Consider the following 16,981-nt stretch of genomic DNA (forward strand, 5'->3'; position numbering starts at 1 on the left):
CAACAACCAAGCAGACAATTCACACCCTTAGTGTTATCTATCCAACCGCAACCGCTGTACGTGTTGCCGAGGGACGACGTTCAATCACTTGGTCAATTAAGCCGTAATCCTTCGCTTCCCCAGGCGACATGAAAAAGTCACGCTCTGTGTCTTCCTCAATCCGCTCCATTGGCTGACCTGTGTGTTGTGCCAAGAACTCGTTAAGCCGCTGCTTGTGGTAGAGAATTTCTCTGGCTTGAATTTCAATATCCGTCGCTTGTCCTTGGGCACCGCCTAGGGGCTGGTGAATCATGATTCGGGAATGTGGTAAGCTCATCCGCTTACCCTTTGCTCCAGCACTGAGGAGGAAAGCACCCATACTAGCGGCTAAGCCCAGACAGATGGTACAGACATCTGGACGGACTTGATTCATCGTATCGAAAATGCCCATACCCGCTGTCACAGAACCGCCGGGAGAGTTGATGTAGAGGTAAATGTCTTTTTCCGGGTCTTCAGCTTCTAAAAATAGCAGCTGAGCAACAATTAAGTTTGCCAAGTCAGAATCAACCTGTTGCCCTAAAAAGACAATTCGCTCCCGTAGAAGACGAGAGTAGATGTCAAAGGCGCGTTCACCACGCCCGGATTGTTCAATAACTGTGGGAATCATGCAGTACAGCCGTTTGTATCTATTTAGTTAGATTGTAGCGATTGCCACGATAGGCTGTTGTTCGTGAAGAAGGGGAGTAGGGTACGCCATAACGTACCTTACAGGTAGAGGTTCTGCGTAAGTCCTGAACTTAGTATCTACGGCACCTCTGACAAAACCTTGGGTGTAATAGGTTTAACCGTTGTCCACGGGAACGATTTGTACTTCCAGTAGAAACCACCTAATACCAACAACACAATCACGAGTGTACCTGTCCCAAGTGGGCTAGGAAGCCAAAACACGGCTTCAATATGGTTCAACTGACCAGGCTTAAGCGTCCACAATAGCTGATGCCCGTTATCGTAGGCTTCTGGGCTAATTGCATTGTCCGCGTTCTGGATACTACGTGCGCCCCAAGGTGTTTCTAAACTAAACTGCAAATTTAACAGTGAGTCGGGGCTAATAATGACGTTGCCATTGCTTGAGAGGACACCTAGCGATCGCAAATCTACGTCATAAGTAAAATGATTGCGATGCCAGAAGAAGAAGTTACCTTGATCAAGGTGGAACTTAGACTCAAAATTGGGTAAATCTACCGCCTCAACTGGCTTAGATTTAGCATCTTTCTTCACAACCGGATTGAAAAACTGGTTAAACTTTGACTCCAGTTCCGCACCGCTACTAAACGGAATGGTGACAATAATCTCCTGATTGGAAAGACGCTTCGTTCTACCCTGAAGCTGCTTCGCCCGCTGCTCAACACTTTTGAGCCATTCCTGTACCTGAGAATTGCTGAAGTTCGTCAGGCGTTCTTCCAGCTTGATATGCTGAACAATCGCGCCGTGATGCTGACCTTCAAAATTTACCCCGACATCGTACCTAACACAACCAGAAAGCAACACCGATGCCAGTAAAATTACCCAAAGCACACGCAAGCGCCCCAGAGTTTGACGGATAAACAACAATACATCAAAAGTCACTCGTTTCACTCTCCTCCCCTCCTTATCGTTCTCGTCTTCGCCGCGCTTGGTTAATGCCTCTTCACACTTCACTCAAAAAACTACTCACGAGCAGCAACGCCTAACTGCCCAAACAAGAGACAGGGTAGATAAGCACCACCACCAACCCATTCCGGCTTATCGCCCAAATCTACCAGATTTTTGAACGCCTCAAAAATACTTCCGGCGACCATCGTATTCTTAACGCGACCAACAATCTCCCCTTTTTCAACCTTATAGCCCAAATCCAGGTTTACCGAAAACTCCCCGGCTAGTTGATTCGATTGACCCGCACCCAGCACTTGATCGACAATTACTCCTTCTTCCATACCTGCTATCAAATCAGCCGTGGAAGTCTTACCCGGCGACATACAGCCATTAACCAACTCGGCTCCTGGACGAGATAATCCACCTCGGAAACCATTCCCCGTCGGGGCACAACCCGCGCGTGCTGCCCAACGACGATCCCAGTAAAACTCTTTTACAACGCCTTGCTCAATCAGCACCTTGCGTGTCGTCGGTGTCCCCTCATCATCAAACGTGCAAGCAGAAGAACCAATACTAGGGTCTTCAAAAACTGTTAAACGCTGATCAAATAGCTGTTCGCCAACTTTACCAGCAAGAGGAGATGCCTTTTGGAAAACCGCTTGACCGGAAAGAATGGTCTTAAACAACCGTCCAATCGTACTCGCCGCTGCTGTGGGGGTAAAGAGTACCGGGAACACGCCACTCTTGATTGTTGCTTGCTGCTCTGATTGCTGATACTTTTGCAAAAGTTTTTGGAGGAGGTGTTCATAGTCAGGGATACCATCGCGCACCACGTCGTAGGTGTAAGCCTGGAGAAAATCTTCCCCTTTAACCAAGTTTCCTGACAGCGATGCACTAACAACCTGACTAAAGCGTGAACCATAAGCGTTGCCCGTCGTCGCAATCTTGACAGCGCCAGAGCGGACATGAAACCCGACATCTACAAAAATATCAGGGTTGTAGGAATGAATCTGCTCAATCAGACGCTCTCCCACCTCTACAAATTCTATAGTTTCCGGTGGTGTGTAATCTGTTTCAGGGGCACTCAGTTGGACATTACTCGCAAACTCAAACTCAGCCGAGTCACCAATTTCTGAAGTTTGCACAGCAGCAGCAACTAAGTCATCTAGTCGGGTTAAATCTGTGGAACTTGCAAATCCGATCCGACCATTACAAATGACACGCAGCGCCACACCCTGAAGGGCTTTTGTGGAGAGTGACTTTAAGCGATTATTTTCAAACTGAATCGGCGTGTCTTGGCTTGAAAGGTAGTAGACTTCAGCCGCATCGACGTGCTGAGTCGCCAGTGTCAAAATCTTCTCTAGCGTTGCATCGCTCACAATCCAGACTCCCGCTTTATCCCTACAGATTTTAACCTGACTTCAATGCCAACAAACTTAATCTCCTCTGCTCCTCCTGCTCCCCTTACTCTCTCTCTCGTCCCTTTCTCTTGTTCCCTCTGCCTTGATTAATCTGCCACAACACTATTCCGCTAATTCCTCCTAGCACTGTAGCCACAGGAATAACTAGGGATAGCTTTGGGTCTATCATCGCTCTTTCTATCGAAACCTGCTGGATAATCATCACAATCAGTCTCACAATTGCGCCAACCCCTACCCCAATCCAGGCTCCAGTTAAGCAAAGGTTAATCAATAAAGATGATTCCAAGGCTCTAGACGTGAGCATTCCTATAACAGCAGCAATAATGAAGCCAAATAAGGCTTCTGTGAACATCACAAAAATTAGCCCAATGATTAAGTCTGCCATGGCAAATCCCTTAAGTTAACCTACCGCCATACCCAACGACTGGGTGTAAGGGCATTCTTCCGGTTCAAAAACTAAACCAAATCAGTCCTGCTACTGTTAGAGTAAGCGCAAGCAGTGCTACCCAGATAAATTGATTATCTTTGGTATTTACCTGAGTGAGATCGACGGGTTTTGGTTCAGGTTGTTCTCGTGGTTTGCGGGTAGCTACAGTGTTAACACTACCCCGACGTTCTTTAGGGTCACTTTCAGCGATCGCACCTAGGTCGGGAATTTTTGTCATCCATTCCGAAGGTCTGGCTAGCTGGGGGGCTTGCAGAATATAAAGTAAGCGTTTGCCTTCTTTACTCGTTTCCGGATCAGGATGACGACTAAGTTGCTGACAAAGAGCGATCGCTTCTGTTTTTTGCCCAGCCGCCTCATACGCTGTCACTAACCACATTTGTGCCTCTCCTCCCAAGCGAGAGGTTCGCCCCATCAAAGCACTTGCTGCCTCCAATCGCTGTACAGCGATGCGATAGTCACCGCGTTCAAATGCCGCTTTCCCTGCCTGGTACTCAATGAGGAATTTTTCCTTGTTTTCTGAACTCACGTTTCGACTTTGCTAATCTACTTTACTTAAAGCTAACGAAGTAGGCGTGCAAAATAAACAAGACCCGGAATACAAGGTAATCAGTTCTTCTGTGCCTAGCTGAAAAACTCTGAGGCAACAATCATTGAGCCAATCCCTTCATCGGTAAAGATTTCCAGGAGTAGTGCATGGGGAATGCGACCATCAATAATGTGAGCCGCCCGAACGCCTTGGGCAAGCGATCGCACACAACAGCTAACCTTTGGAATCATCCCACCGCCAACAATACCAGCACTAATTAAATCTCGTGCTTCTTGAATGCTTACCTTGGGAATCAGAGTCGAGGGGTCTTTATAATCCTTCAATATCCCCGATGTATCGGTAAGCAAAATCAACTTCTCTGCCCCTAGAGCAGCAGCAATTTCACCAGCAACAGTATCCGCATTGATATTGTAGGCTTGCCCCGTTTCATCGGCGGCAACACTCGACACTACTGGAATGTAGCCACTGTTGCCCAGAGATTCTAGGAGATTAACATCCACACTGCTCACTTCCCCAACAAAGCCAATTCCCTCTCGACCTTCTGGACGGGCTGTGATGAGATTCCCATCCTTGCCACATAGTCCTACGGCTTTACCACCAGCACGGCTAATCAGAGAAACTAATTCTTTATTGACCCGACCGACTAACACCATCTCCACAACATCCATTGTGGGGGCATCAGTTACCCGTAAACCATTTTTAAATTGTGGCTCAATACCCAGCTTCCCTAGCCAGCTATTAATTTCTGGGCCACCACCATGGACAACCACAGGTCGCAAACCCACACAGGCTAAAAAGACAATATCGCGAATAACTTTATCCTTCAGGGTGCTGTCTTTCATTGCAGCACCACCGTACTTAACAACTACCGTCCGACCAGTAAATTGCTGGATGTAGGGTAAGGCTTCACTCAGCACCCGCACACGGGTTGCTTCAGCTTGCCTAATATAATCGCTATCGTGAAGCATGGGCAGCGAACCTAGAACAAAAAACACCTCCAAAAAAGTTTAATTCATTTTGCACAGTGCTGATGAAGTAAAGGTGGCGGTAAAAAATCCGACTTTTAAAATTTTCTTTTTTAGTGAATGTCACTGACTTTGACTGTTCACAGTTAACAGTTAGACTAATTTTTTCAAGAAATCTCTTATGTCTACCTGTATGCACAGACATAAGCTCCTTGTTTTTCTAGAGGTTCTTTAGCCCTGTGCAAGCTCGTTTCCTCTAGGCTATCCTGGCTCTAAGCCAACGCTCTGGGAAGGCATGAGTTGTCAGTGATGCCATTGAAGCAAGAGAAACAGTTCCGGAACTAACAACGGCGAAGTGGTAAACCTGCAATAGACCTCTAGAGGGAAGCTAGATTTTTATAAAATGTTTGAAACGATCACAAAGCAACTAAAAATAGACCAATTCGTTCTTTGGTTCAACAGCTTAACCATACTACTGTTTTCCGTCCTTTCTATCTATGTCAAGCTTTTCGATAAAGGGGGGCAACTTGTACTACTTTTTGAAGACCCTTTTTCAGCGAATCGCCCCTACATTGGAACCTTCTCCGCCGTATCTGATTTACTGTGGTGTGTAGCTGTAACAATCTGTCTATGTAGCTTTGGATTACTACAAGCAATTCGACCTGGGCAAAAAGTAAATCTCTTTATTTTGTGTTCTGCGATCGCAACTGGAGTCTTGCTGATAGATGATGCCTTCCGAATCCATCTCATCGTCGGAAAGATCGGTATTTCCAAAACAATAGTGTATTTATTCTATGGCACTGCAGCACTGGTCTATGGATTCACTTTTTGGCGCATCATTCGAGTAACACCGTATATTTTACTAATTCTCGCCGTGCTTTTATTTATCTTCTCTGCAATGGTTGACACAACACCTCTGCCAGGAGAAGGAAGTGTTGCAATGCTAGAGGATGGCACAAAGTTATTAGGGATTATTAACATCACCCTTTACCTTAGAAATGTTTGCTGGCAAGCTGTGTTAGAAACTCTCACTGTATGGAAACGTTGAACAGTTAGCTTCTAAGACCTAGGAGTGCTATGAAGCCAAACATCATAATCATGATGCCAGAAATTCGATTAATCCACTGTAGCCGCTGAGGAGTGAGCTTTGCGCGAAAGAGGGAAATCCCACCACTGAGCATCAGCCACCAAAGCGCCGAACCAATGAAAACACCCAAAACGAGAATCATTGCTGAGGCATAATTACCAGCCGTGTTTGCTAGCCCTAACCCGGCAAAAACAGCGACAAAAGAAAGTACTGTCATTGGGTTAGTTAGTGTTAAGAAACAGGTTGAAGCGTAGGAACTAATCAGACTACTGCCTTTAGCTTTGGCAGCGTGTTCTGCGGGTAGAGTTATAAATGTTTTAACTCCCAAGTAGCACAAAAAAATACCACCAATTAGTCGTAACCATAGCTGCTGGCTAATTAAGAGGCTCGAAATAAACGTTAGTCCTAATCCAGCAATACAGCCATAAATCGCATCAGCCGTTGCTGCTCCTAAACCCGAAATAATACCTGATGCACGTCCTTGAGCTAATGTACGACGGATGCACAATACTCCAATTGGGCCGACGGGTGCGGCAATAGAGAAGCCAATCACCAGCCCTTTAAGGAAAAAACTGCTATTCATGTTTCGTTTTTGATTGTGGGTAATTCCTGATAAATCACTGTTGTTCTCTTGCAGTAATCTACTAAAGAGCAACAGCTATCTATAACTGACAAGGTGGAGAATCTCTTAAATCGCGATCGCATCTTGTCGCTTGTTATTACGATAGAGAAAGTTTTTCTGGAAATGAATAGCGAAATAAAAGTATTTAGCTGTAAATTGCTATCATTCAAAACTAAAAATCAGCAATGACTTTCGATTCTGAAAAGCTGTTAGATGATACAGGCTGGCAGTTGCTACAGGCGCTTCAGGATGATGCACGGCTATCGTTTGCTGAATTGGGGCGCAGGGTTGGACTCTCGCCACCAGCGGTAGCCGAACGAGTGCGACGAATGGAAGAAGCTGGAATTATTACGGGCTACTCTGCCCAAGTGAATGCTGAAAAAATTGGCTTACCGCTAACGGCTTTGATTGGACTGACGACAACGCCGCAGCAGTATCCACAAATCATTGCTTTGCTCAATGACTTACCTGAGGTGCTGGAGTGTCATCATGTCACTGGAGGTTGCTCGTTTTCAATTAAAGCGATCGCATCTTCTATGTCTCACTTAGAAGCGCTGATTGAAAAGCTCAGTCGCTTTGGTTCAACAGCTACCTCAATTGTGTTGTCCTCGCCTGTGAAGCTACGAGGGATTAGCCACAGCGCTTGTGATTAGAAATTTAGGCTGATTGCTGGTTCCAAAGGGTATTCCAGCGTTTTGTCCAGATTTGGGACAAAAATGAATAATGCTCGTCGTACTGGGTTTTGTGAAGTTTGAAATCATCTTCGATGGCAAGCCATAGCGATCGCAGTTGTTGCCAAGTTGAGCAGTTTTGAATTTGACAGGCGACAGCATTTTGCCACTGTTGCAGTTTTCGATAGCTGAGGAATTGTCCGCCTTTATCTTGGCGATGGATAAAGAGAACGTATGCCCAACATTCGACTCGCACAATTAGGTGTTGAGGAATTTTGAGGAGTTGTGCGATCGCGCTTTTGGTAATTCGGAATTTCTGGGCAGGTTGGAGGCGGCGAAATAATTTGGTCATGATGGTTTCACTCCTGGGTTGACCTCTCCCCCAACCCCTCTCCTGCAAGGAGAGGGGAGTTAGATTCATGCTCCCCCTTCCCTTGCAGGGAAGGGGGCTGGGGGGTTAGGTCTTCCTCTTCTGGCGTAACATCAAACATGATTTCAAAAGGAACATTTGGAATCAGTTGTTTCAAGATTCTTAGATGTCTCTCAGCGTCAACTCGACGGCGAAAGCGTCCAACGATTCGCATCTGGACATTGGAGACGGGACGGATGATGCACCACGGATTCAGCTTGTCTTTGTAGCTCATGAGGATTCTGTGCGATCACATTTTCGCGATCGCTATGCTTGGTTTTTGCAGATATGACACCCGACCAGAACAGGCGCTTACCGTTCAAAGTCGAACGGAATTTACCAGACACCTGCTGGTTGGTGGTAAGCGTGACAATTTATGTAAGAAACTGAGTAAGGCAGGCAACTGAAAAGCTCTGAAGGTAACTAAGCCAGACAGGAGCTGTCTAGGTCACCTACCTATTTGTCCTATCTATATTATCCAAGCACGCTTGGAATTTATTTGTCAAGTCTGCTTGGATAACTACGCTTGTAAAAAATGGCAGAAGAACGAGAGTCGGCTCTGAGAAAGCGCAGAGAGGAATTAGGCTTAACTCAAAGAGACATTGCATTAGCTCTAGGTAAGACCGATCAAACCATCAGCAATTGGGAGACAGGTATATACGAGCCAAAGATGACGCCTCGCGAAATAAAAGCTCTTTGTCGGCTACTGAAATGGACTTTAGAAGAAATGCCTGATGAGTTTGGAGTGCCGCGATCACAATCTGAGAGTGATTAGGTAAGTAATGAGCGATTCTGTTAATTATTCGACTTACATCCAATGTGCTGGTCTTTCGACATCATCTGGCAAGACAGTGTCGCTATCTCCGTAAGCAAATTGAATCTGCTGTAGCTTGAGGTTTGTCAGTCGATTTGAACCCGCGTCGCTCTCTACTAATTCTTGATACGGCTTGGCGACTTCCTCATCTGGCTCTACATCTACGTCTATATAGGTGATGGCTTGCCAATCTAGCCCCAACCTCTCGCAGATTTCTCGAAAATTTTTATAATCAACAGGTTTACCCTTGAGAAAGTTCTTAACCGTAGATAGAGATGGAACTATATCTTCTGCAAACTTTCGCTGGCTTGGATAACCATTACGCTTGAGGGCTAAATTAACTTAATGACGGTTAGTATTGAGCAAAGCTAGCAAGATAAGCGATCGCATCTCAACCAACCACTCGTTAAAAATAGACCGTAGGGGCGCAAGGCTTTGCGCCCTTACACACCTCGGCAACAGACCCGTTCCCTGACTTCACTACCTTCTCAATGAACTTCAACCCCCAAAAGCATCACCGCCGTTCCATTCGCCTGAAAGGATACGACTATGCTCAACAAGGGGCGTATTTTGTCACCATCTGTACCTATCAACGGCAATGTTGGTTTGGAGAAATTCTTGATGGGCGAATGTATTTGAATCAAATTGGTAACGTTGTTACTCAGGAATGGGTACGTTCGTCCCAAATACGGCAAGAAATTGAATTAGATACATGGGTCATTATGCCGAATCATATTCATGGCATTGTCCTGATCACGGAGATAAACAACTTAGGGGCGCAAAGCCTTACGCCCCTACACACACCGACATTAAGCCCTGAACCCTTGCATCGTCAATCGCATTCATTGTCAACCTTTATTGCTGGATTTAAAGCCTCCGTCACTAAGCAAATTAATATCATCCGCCAAGCACCAGGCATTCCGATGTGGCAACGCAATTACCACGAACGTATTATCCGAGACGAAGAATCCTTGCACACCATCCGACAATACATCATCAACAATCCACAAAGCTGGACTGATGATTCAGAAAATCCTCAACATTACCCTGAAAATCAGCAATTACTGATAGATTTGCCTTTCTGAATGGTCAGGTGAGGAAGAAAAGAGCGTGGGAATAAGTGCGATCGCCTTTGTGGAATAAGACACCGTTTACCTTACCGCTCAAGGCTAGCTAGCGACCACAATCTCATCAACCATCAACTCTAACTCTATAGGTCGAAGAGACTTCCTACAGTGGAGTGCTAATCTGCTGGGGTTAACAGGGCTATCGCTGGCGAGTTCTAAGCCTACCAGCAACCGCTCAACCTCAACGCAGTTGCAAACACAATCTGTCAATAAGACGATGAAGATTGAGAGTACAGCTTTTATAGACAACGGGATGATTCCGTTTCTATACACTTGTGATGGTCAAGATATCTCCCCAGAACTCAGTTGGGATGCCCTACCAGCAGGAACCCAGAGCCTCGCTTTGATTGTTGATGACCCCGATGCTCCAGATCAAACCTTTGTCCACTGGGTTCTCTACGATTTGCCCCCTGAAATCAACCAGTTACCTCAAGCTGTTGGCACTGAACCGACGCTATCGGGTGGCGGTATCCAAGGAAAAAATGATTTTGGCAACTTCGGTTATGGGGGCCCTTGTCCACCGACAGGCATCCATCGCTACTTTTTTAAACTCTATGCCCTTGACCGGGAGCTAGGACTGGAGGCTGGTGCGACCAAAGCCAAGGTAGAGGCAGCAATGAATGGTCATATTCTTGCTGCTGCCGAACTCATTGGACGCTATGCACGTTCTTAAATTAAGCAGGCTTTAAGTAGTTGAACAATTAGATTAGAAATTTAAAAGACCTAACTGCTAAAAATTAAAGCCTACGCCCCAACTTCACCGCTGTCCCAGTAGCTGTGATGAGTAACAGTGCGCCTTTTTGGTCAATATTTATCGTACCTGTGTCGATTTCAACGCCAATGACAGCATCAGCACCTAAGCGTTGGGCACGTTGTTGTAATTCAGCGATCGCATCCTGCTGACCTTTCTCAAAAACCCGCTCATAACTGTTGGTACGCCCACCAATTACATCACGAATTCCCGCAAAAAAATCTCGTAGGGCATTAGTACCATAAACGACTTCCGCCGTAACAATCCCCAAATATGTTTCAATAACTACACCTTGAATGACATCCGTTGTTGTTACAATCATCAACTGTCTATCTTAAAATCGTCTTCGGGAATTTCGAGCCAGTTTTCTGGCAACGATCGAAGCCCTTTGCCAGGACGATTAGTTCCTGATCAAAGGCTTCCGTAATCGTAACACTGAGAAATTGCACCGAATACATACGAGAAAATTAACTGTGCAAAAACAGATTCCGTTTCTAGTAAGTAGCCTGTTGTTAACTGGGTTATTTAACACACAGCTACCAGCCGTCCAAGCAAGTCAACCTCCGCTACTGAGTCAACGACAAACCAACGAACAGCTCAATCAACTCCTTCGTAGAGGGCGAGAGTTGGTAGAGGCAGGGAATTATGACCAAGCGATCGCAACTTATCAACAAGCTGCCTCCCTAGATCGGCAAAATCCTAGGATTTTTTCGGGTATTGGCTACTTACAAGCGCGTCAGGGTAACTTTCGAGAAGCGGCAAAAGCTTATCAACAAGCGATCGCACTTGACCCCAATAATGCTGAATTTCAGTACGCACTAGGTTACAGCCTTGCCAATACTGGGGATAATGCTGGTGCAGCTACTGCCTATCGCCGTGCCATTGGACTCAACAGTAATAACGTCAACAGTTATTTAGGTTTGGGTTTTGTGCTGCTGCGACAGAAAGACTATGACGGCGCTGTCGATGCTTATCAACGAGTGGTTGAATTTGAGCCAGGAAATGCCCAAGCTTATGAACTGATGGGTTCAGCACTGTTACAGGATGGGCGCACCCAGGAAGCGATTAAAGCACTTCAACAGGCAGCAACACTCGCTCCCCGTCAGGGCAGTGTACAGCTAAGTTTGGGAAACGCTTTTTTGAGTGAGGGTAATGTGACGGCTGGACTAGGCGCTTTTGAACAGGCAGCCCGCCTAGCCCCACGCAATGCTCAAGTTCACCTCCAAATCGGCAAAATTCTGCAATCACGAGAGGATTTCACTGGAGCCTTGCAAGCCTTTCAACGAGCGGCTTCTGCGGAACCGAATGCAGTGGAAGCCCATGCCGCCATTGGCGAACTCATGCTGGAGCAAAAGAACTATTTAGAAGCGATTGTTGCCTATCGACGCCTGACTGAACTCGCTCCCCAAAACCCACAAGCGTTCTACAACTTAGCGGTAGCTTTAAAAGAACGCGATCGCACTAGAGAAGCGATATCGGCTGTAGAAAAAGCCCGTGACCTTTACCAAAGTCAGGGCAACAAAGATGGTGTTAAACAAGCTGAATCCCTCTTAAATGAACTGAAATCCAGATAATCGGCTACTGCGATTAGGGAGTGCCCTACCGCAAACCTATTAGTATTTTTTTCGGGACTTCTAGCGCCGGAGAAACGGCTGAGGGCTGAGTCGTGGTGGGATTCATATGTGCTATGAGGTTAAGCACAAATGTAATCGTAGCGGCTTGGAGAAGTCTTTTGAACATCGTAGGCACTCCTCTATCTCGATTTTCATTGATTAGATTACGTCGGGTGATAATAACCGTACTTCATCTGACTGATTCACCCAACCGGATGTTTCTTGGTAATGCTACCTAATGAGAAATTTCGTGCCAAAGGTCTACGTTCCGCCTTTTCAACTGGCACACAATCAAAGATTGGGAATTAGGGATTTTGCGTTACAACAATCCCTCTAGCTCCAACGACTCCACCATTTGAAGCCCACGAGGGTCACCTACTCTCAAAAGTGCAGCCTTGGCATCTTCCTGAACTCCCATATCTTCATCTTCGGCAAAGGCTTCAATTAAGGCATCAATTGCACCCGCATAGACAGCATTAGACGGAAGTTGCCGACACAATTGTCCTAATGACCAGGCACAATTACTTCGCACAGCAGCTACAGGGTCTTGTCTGAGGGCAGTAATCAGTGGCGGAATTGAGGCAACAATATCTTCATATGCCAACTCAGCCATCTGCGCTAGAGAACTAGCTGCCCACAAACGCACGGCTGAAATATCCGTTTTTAGCGCGTCAGTGAGAGAGGGTAAGCTACGGCGATCGCGACAATTACCTAATGCCCAAACAACGCCTTTACGGACATAACCATTCCAATCGCAATTAAGCTGATTAATCAACGGCTCTACAGCACTTGGACTCGGATTACGTCCAAGCGCATAGGCAGCACTCACCCGCACTAAGGGACAAACATCAGTCAACAGTCCAATCAGATGAGGAATCGCCCGCTCATCCTGAAGTTCACAAAAGGCTCTCGCCGCCAGCATCCGTTGCGGCGTTTCTGGTGCCGTTAAAAGGGCAAGCATCGCTTCTGGATTGGGCTTATGAGCTTCTGACTCGGCATCAACTGGCTCTAAGTTATCCAGAGGGCTTTCTTCTAGCTCATCCGCCGTATCAAGTAGGCTTAGATCGTCATCATCATACATACCTGATAAAGTATCGTATCCAATCCGATTAGACCACCCTCTTCTTGTGTCATTTAACCGAAAAAATGCAAAACGTTAAGAAAACTAACGTTCGAGCGCTATTTTCTCAGTTTCAAAACCTGAATTTGGTATTGGTATAGTAGACGACACCAAGAATTTAGGTGATAGACGAGTTTGCTGATGTGCTTAAACAAAGGGGGGTAATGTGACCGACCACCTAGAGCCATATCGACGGATGGTTCGTTCGATGCGATTTTCTCCCCCGCTTTCCTTAACCCAGTTGTCTCAAAAGTCAGCGGCTCATCTGGTGACAACAGAGCCAGTTGATTCATGGTCTAAGACAACTCTCCCTGACACTCATGTGCAGTCCGTTTCGGAATCACCAATTGACCTTTCCGAACATACGGCGGCGTTAATTCATAAAGCAGTTCGGAAACCAACAGTGCTTCCTACTACTTATGTGATTCTGGAGAATATAGGCGATCGCATCAGTCGATTGACTACCCCGAAGCCTGTCACTCCCGTTACCATCCCCTTCAAGATTCCTCAAGCTGATGCCAACACAACGGCTATCCAGACGAGTAAACCTGAGCCTGTTCAAGCTGACAGCAGCGAGTCAATAGACGATACACCAGTTGTAGCTGTTGCTCAACCTGTTGAAGTTGAAGACACGCCTAGTCCTAAGGCTGACGAGACAGCATCTACGGTTATCACTGAACCTGTGGAAGCGGAAGAAACATCTGACGAAAACACAGTTGCGGTTGTCGCTCAACCTGTTGAAGTTGAAGACACATCGGCAAACGAGGCAGCCGTTGTCACTGAACCTGTTGCAGAGGAAGAAATACTCGACAACAATCCAGTTGTTACTAAATCTGTTGAAGTTGAAGAGACACCCAGCGATGCCTCAGACAACAGTCTTTCAGATGTTATCGACGAATCCAGTGTCCTAACAGAAACAGCATCCGAAGTTGAAACCCCAGCCGTTGAAACAGAAGACACTCAACAACCAACATTCCTTGATAGAGTTTCCTCTGTGGTTGAGGCAGTTTCAAATGCTTTCAAGAAGCCGGATACTGAGCAGAATGATTCAGATGCAGTTGGAGAGCTTGCACCGACAGACTCAGTAACAAGTGAGACTGATACCACTGAAGCCTTGACAACTGCTGTACCAGCACCAGCAGATGAAGCCGAAGAAACTTCAGCACCGACGCTTGTAGAGAGAGTCTCTTCTGCCGTTGAAGCCGTTGTAACCACTCTCAAAGACATAGGTGTCGATCACAAGAACTCTGAGACAGGGATTGAACCCACACTAGCTAAGGATGACAACACCTTAGACAGCCAGATTAGTGAGATTACTTGTCCTAAATGTCAGTCTACCGATATTCGGAAGAACGGGCGTCGTCAGGATAAACAACGCTACTTCTGTAAAGACTGTGGAAGACAATTTGTAATCTCTAGTCTGGCAAAAGAAGAGGATAATCCAGAGCTTGATAAAAGCGCCTCTGTTGAGACTTCAAACCTTGAAGGCTCCCAGGCGAATAAAGGAGTTACTAATAGCCACTCGAAATCATCCAAGCCCAGCAGCAAGAAAAAAGCGAAAGCTAAAGGATTTGGTAATTCTAAAGCTAAGTAGACGGATGATATCTTCGCATATCTTAATATAAACTCTCCATATTCCTGACATTTACATTTTGCGTCTTTGAGTATCTGCTCGAAGACGTTCTTTTTCTTGGGCTGACGGCTCATCTCCTTGCAGTTGGTTACAGATACAGATAGCCCAGTTTCTGAGCTAATATTCTCTGTAGTTAGCAATACAAAATTCAAGAAATTGACAAAAACCAAAGAACAAAAAAGCAAATTGTTTTAAACTATACTGAAAATTTTGCGTCTGCCTCAAAAGGAAAATATTTGGGCTAATCTTATAAAAATCTGATAGGTTCTTAAGACAGTACTTATTGGAAAAACTGGGTAGCCCATAGAAGCGAATCCAGCGAGGGGTATCCTCTGTTTTTTGTCAGGGTGCGTAATGTTCTGGCAAGAGTAGATTAACTTAGTCAGTGGGGAAAAACATGGAGGCATTAAAAGGACGAGATTTTTTGGGTCTAGCAGACATTACTCCTGATGAAATTCAGGAATTGTTGAAACTAGCCGCTCAATTGAAAGGTAATCAAGTGAGTCTACGGTGCAACAAGGTATTGGGTTTGCTGTTCTATAAAGCTTCCACCCGCACGAGGGTCAGTTTTTCTGTAGCAATGTATCAACTCGGTGGTCAAGTGATGGACTTGAATCCCAACGTTACGCAGGTTGGACGGGGGGAACCAGTCATCGATACAGCAAGAGTTTTGGATCGGTATCTCGATATTTTGGCAATTCGCACGTTTGAGCAGAAGGAGTTAGAAACGTTTGCTGAATATTCTCAGATTCCGATTATTAATGCCCTAACTGATTTGGAGCATCCTTGTCAGGTTTTAGCAGATTTGTTAACGATTCAGGAGCGCTTTGGAGAACTATCGGGTGCGACATTGACTTATCTGGGCGATGGCAATAATGTTGCTCATTCACTCATGTTGGGGTGTGCCCTTGTGGGAATGAATGTTAGAGTTGCTACACCACCAGCCTATCAACCGGAGCAGGGTATTGTAGAACGGGCGAAGCAGATTGCTAATGGCAGGACACAAGTGATGCTTACCGATGACCCTGTTGCAGCAGCTAAGGGTGCCCATGTTCTTTATACTGACGTTTGGGCGAGTATGGGTCAGGAAGCCTCAGCGGATGAGCGAATTCCTGTTTTTCAGCCCTATCAGGTGAATGAACAACTGTTGGCTTGCGCTGACTCGGAAGCGATTGTGCTGCATTGTTTACCCGCTCACCGGGGAGAAGAAATTACGGATGAGGTTATGGAAGGAACGCGATCGCGTATTTGGGATCAAGCCGAAAACCGAATGCACGCACAAAAAGCTCTACTCGCATCGCTTTTGGGAGCCGATTAATATGAAAAATGGCAAATATAAAACCTAACTACTGGACAGATGAGGGGGTTTGGTAGTACGACTGTTCTATAGGTAGTAAAAACCAACACATGACTAGTTGATGAGTAATGAATAATTTTAATTCAAAACTCAAAACTACTAAATACATTTTTTCCACCCCTGTAACGTTATGGAATCCCTTACTGAAGCCCAGCAACAACTTTATGAATGGCTGGTGGACTATATTCGCACCTCCCAACATGCGCCTTCAATCCGGCAGATGATGCGAGCGATGAATTTACGCTCACCAGCACCCGTCCAAAGTCGCTTGGAACATTTACGAAACAAAGGATATATTGACTGGACAGAAGGAAAAGCCCGTACAATTCGGATTCTTGGTGGTACATCTGTAGGTGTGCCAGTACTCGGCGCGATCGCAGCAGGTGGTCTTGTAGAACCCTTTACGGATGCCGTTGAGCAACTGGATGTGTCTTCCTTTTTCCGTCACCCAGGTAACTTTGCGCTGCGGGTAATTGGCGACAGCATGATCGAAGACCTGATTGCTGAAGGGGATGTCGTGATTATGCGGCCTGTCCCTGACCCAGAACACCTTAAGAATGGTCTAATCGTCGCGGCACGAGTGGAAGGACAAGGCACGACCTTGAAACGCTTCTACCGTAAAGGTGAGCGGGTGACCCTTAAACCTGCTAACTCCAAGTACCATCCCATAGAGGTAGCCGCTGCAAGTGTCCAGGTACAAGGAGTTCTGGTCGGTGTCTGGCGTGGTTACGAAGTCGCAGACCAACCAGTCGCCACAAATCAGCCACGGCGATAAGACTAGCTCG

At 46.1% G+C, this 16,981-nt stretch carries 22 protein-coding genes; 9 read left to right on the forward strand and 13 right to left on the reverse strand.

Translation table 11 applies throughout. The features are described 5' to 3' along the window. Window positions 1-37: 37 nt before the first annotated feature. The 6 genes from clpP to argB form a co-directional block, all read right to left on the reverse strand. On the reverse strand, window positions 38-646 hold the full coding sequence (gene clpP, locus H6F98_RS28510; RefSeq protein WP_192222111.1) for an ATP-dependent Clp endopeptidase proteolytic subunit ClpP: 609 nt from the start codon (window positions 644-646) through the stop codon (window positions 38-40). Between the two features lie 137 nt (window positions 647-783). Beyond that, the gene (locus H6F98_RS28515; protein WP_313929961.1) at window positions 784-1,605 is read right to left on the reverse strand and encodes a DUF3153 domain-containing protein; all 822 of its coding nucleotides are present in this window, start codon (window positions 1,603-1,605) and stop codon (window positions 784-786) included. Between the two features lie 80 nt (window positions 1,606-1,685). After that, on the reverse strand, window positions 1,686-2,990 hold the full coding sequence (locus H6F98_RS28520; protein WP_192222113.1) for a TldD/PmbA family protein: 1,305 nt from the start codon (window positions 2,988-2,990) through the stop codon (window positions 1,686-1,688). Window positions 2,991-3,075: 85 nt separating this feature from the next. Then, window positions 3,076-3,417 carry a hypothetical protein gene (locus H6F98_RS28525; protein ID WP_192222114.1) on the reverse strand — a complete coding sequence of 114 codons (342 nt, stop codon included), beginning with the start codon at window positions 3,415-3,417 and terminating at the stop codon, window positions 3,076-3,078. A gap of 64 nt (window positions 3,418-3,481) precedes the next feature. Continuing rightward, entirely contained in the window at window positions 3,482-4,006 is a 525-nt protein-coding gene (locus tag H6F98_RS28530) for a tetratricopeptide repeat protein (RefSeq protein ID WP_192222115.1), read from the reverse strand. Between the two features lie 95 nt (window positions 4,007-4,101). Continuing rightward, window positions 4,102-4,995 (reverse strand): acetylglutamate kinase, encoded by an 894-nt coding sequence (argB, locus tag H6F98_RS28535; protein WP_192222116.1) that lies wholly within the window; start codon window positions 4,993-4,995, stop codon window positions 4,102-4,104. Between the two features lie 400 nt (window positions 4,996-5,395). Here argB and H6F98_RS28540 point away from each other — a divergent pair, with 400 nt between their 5' ends. Then, entirely contained in the window at window positions 5,396-6,040 is a 645-nt protein-coding gene (locus H6F98_RS28540; protein ID WP_192222117.1) for a hypothetical protein, read from the forward strand. A gap of 4 nt (window positions 6,041-6,044) precedes the next feature. On the opposite strand, the gene H6F98_RS28545 is transcribed toward H6F98_RS28540, so the two are convergent. Beyond that, complete coding sequence (locus H6F98_RS28545) at window positions 6,045-6,662, reverse strand: LysE family translocator (protein ID WP_192222118.1); 618 nt, start codon at window positions 6,660-6,662, stop codon at window positions 6,045-6,047. Between the two features lie 224 nt (window positions 6,663-6,886). Here H6F98_RS28545 and H6F98_RS28550 point away from each other — a divergent pair, with 224 nt between their 5' ends. Further along, window positions 6,887-7,354 carry an Lrp/AsnC family transcriptional regulator gene (locus tag H6F98_RS28550; protein WP_192222119.1) on the forward strand — a complete coding sequence of 156 codons (468 nt, stop codon included), beginning with the start codon at window positions 6,887-6,889 and terminating at the stop codon, window positions 7,352-7,354. A gap of 4 nt (window positions 7,355-7,358) precedes the next feature. Here the strand turns inward: H6F98_RS28550 and H6F98_RS28555 are convergent, their stop codons facing one another. Together H6F98_RS28555 and H6F98_RS32960 are read right to left on the reverse strand one after the other, a co-directional pair. After that, window positions 7,359-7,724, reverse strand: coding sequence for a hypothetical protein (locus H6F98_RS28555; RefSeq protein ID WP_192222120.1), 366 nt, complete (start codon window positions 7,722-7,724; stop codon window positions 7,359-7,361). Window positions 7,725-7,731: 7 nt separating this feature from the next. Continuing rightward, entirely contained in the window at window positions 7,732-8,016 is a 285-nt protein-coding gene (locus H6F98_RS32960; RefSeq protein WP_199349083.1) for a hypothetical protein, read from the reverse strand. A gap of 300 nt (window positions 8,017-8,316) precedes the next feature. On the opposite strand from H6F98_RS32960, the gene H6F98_RS28565 reads away from it, so the two are divergent. After that, a complete protein-coding gene (locus H6F98_RS28565) occupies window positions 8,317-8,556 on the forward strand; it encodes a helix-turn-helix transcriptional regulator (RefSeq protein WP_192222121.1) in 240 nt (79 codons plus the stop codon). Between the two features lie 33 nt (window positions 8,557-8,589). On the opposite strand, the gene H6F98_RS28570 is transcribed toward H6F98_RS28565, so the two are convergent. After that, complete coding sequence (locus H6F98_RS28570) at window positions 8,590-8,796, reverse strand: hypothetical protein (RefSeq protein ID WP_192222122.1); 207 nt, start codon at window positions 8,794-8,796, stop codon at window positions 8,590-8,592. 290 nt (window positions 8,797-9,086) lie between these two features. Between H6F98_RS28570 and H6F98_RS28580 the strand changes: the two genes are divergently transcribed. Both H6F98_RS28580 and H6F98_RS28585 read left to right on the forward strand, forming a co-directional pair. After that, window positions 9,087-9,680 carry a transposase gene (locus tag H6F98_RS28580; protein WP_192222123.1) on the forward strand — a complete coding sequence of 198 codons (594 nt, stop codon included), beginning with the start codon at window positions 9,087-9,089 and terminating at the stop codon, window positions 9,678-9,680. Between the two features lie 259 nt (window positions 9,681-9,939). After that, entirely contained in the window at window positions 9,940-10,395 is a 456-nt protein-coding gene (locus H6F98_RS28585) for a YbhB/YbcL family Raf kinase inhibitor-like protein (protein ID WP_192222124.1), read from the forward strand. Between the two features lie 64 nt (window positions 10,396-10,459). Here H6F98_RS28585 and H6F98_RS28590 read toward each other — a convergent pair whose 3' ends face one another. Then, window positions 10,460-10,795: a YbjQ family protein gene (locus tag H6F98_RS28590; RefSeq protein WP_192222125.1), complete on the reverse strand. Its 336-nt coding sequence runs from the start codon at window positions 10,793-10,795 to the stop codon at window positions 10,460-10,462. A 151-nt stretch (window positions 10,796-10,946) separates the two neighbouring features. Here H6F98_RS28590 and H6F98_RS28595 point away from each other — a divergent pair, with 151 nt between their 5' ends. After that, window positions 10,947-12,047: a tetratricopeptide repeat protein gene (locus H6F98_RS28595; protein WP_192222126.1), complete on the forward strand. Its 1,101-nt coding sequence runs from the start codon at window positions 10,947-10,949 to the stop codon at window positions 12,045-12,047. 25 nt (window positions 12,048-12,072) lie between these two features. On the opposite strand, the gene H6F98_RS28600 is transcribed toward H6F98_RS28595, so the two are convergent. Both H6F98_RS28600 and H6F98_RS28605 read right to left on the reverse strand, forming a co-directional pair. Then, window positions 12,073-12,213: a hypothetical protein gene (locus H6F98_RS28600; protein ID WP_192222127.1), complete on the reverse strand. Its 141-nt coding sequence runs from the start codon at window positions 12,211-12,213 to the stop codon at window positions 12,073-12,075. Between the two features lie 192 nt (window positions 12,214-12,405). After that, complete coding sequence (locus tag H6F98_RS28605) at window positions 12,406-13,167, reverse strand: HEAT repeat domain-containing protein (RefSeq protein ID WP_192222128.1); 762 nt, start codon at window positions 13,165-13,167, stop codon at window positions 12,406-12,408. Window positions 13,168-13,372: 205 nt separating this feature from the next. On the opposite strand from H6F98_RS28605, the gene H6F98_RS34695 reads away from it, so the two are divergent. From H6F98_RS34695 to lexA, 3 genes are all read left to right on the forward strand, one after another. Continuing rightward, window positions 13,373-14,800, forward strand: coding sequence for a hypothetical protein (locus H6F98_RS34695; protein ID WP_192222129.1), 1,428 nt, complete (start codon window positions 13,373-13,375; stop codon window positions 14,798-14,800). A gap of 436 nt (window positions 14,801-15,236) precedes the next feature. Beyond that, window positions 15,237-16,157: an ornithine carbamoyltransferase gene (gene argF / locus H6F98_RS28615; protein ID WP_192222130.1), complete on the forward strand. Its 921-nt coding sequence runs from the start codon at window positions 15,237-15,239 to the stop codon at window positions 16,155-16,157. A 169-nt stretch (window positions 16,158-16,326) separates the two neighbouring features. Next, a complete protein-coding gene (gene lexA, locus H6F98_RS28620) occupies window positions 16,327-16,971 on the forward strand; it encodes a transcriptional repressor LexA (protein ID WP_192222131.1) in 645 nt (214 codons plus the stop codon). Window positions 16,972-16,981: the final 10 nt, after the last annotated feature.

Source organism: Microcoleus sp. FACHB-SPT15, from assembly GCF_014849525.1.
GTDB lineage: Bacteria > Cyanobacteriota > Cyanobacteriia > Cyanobacteriales > Coleofasciculaceae > Symplocastrum > Symplocastrum torsivum.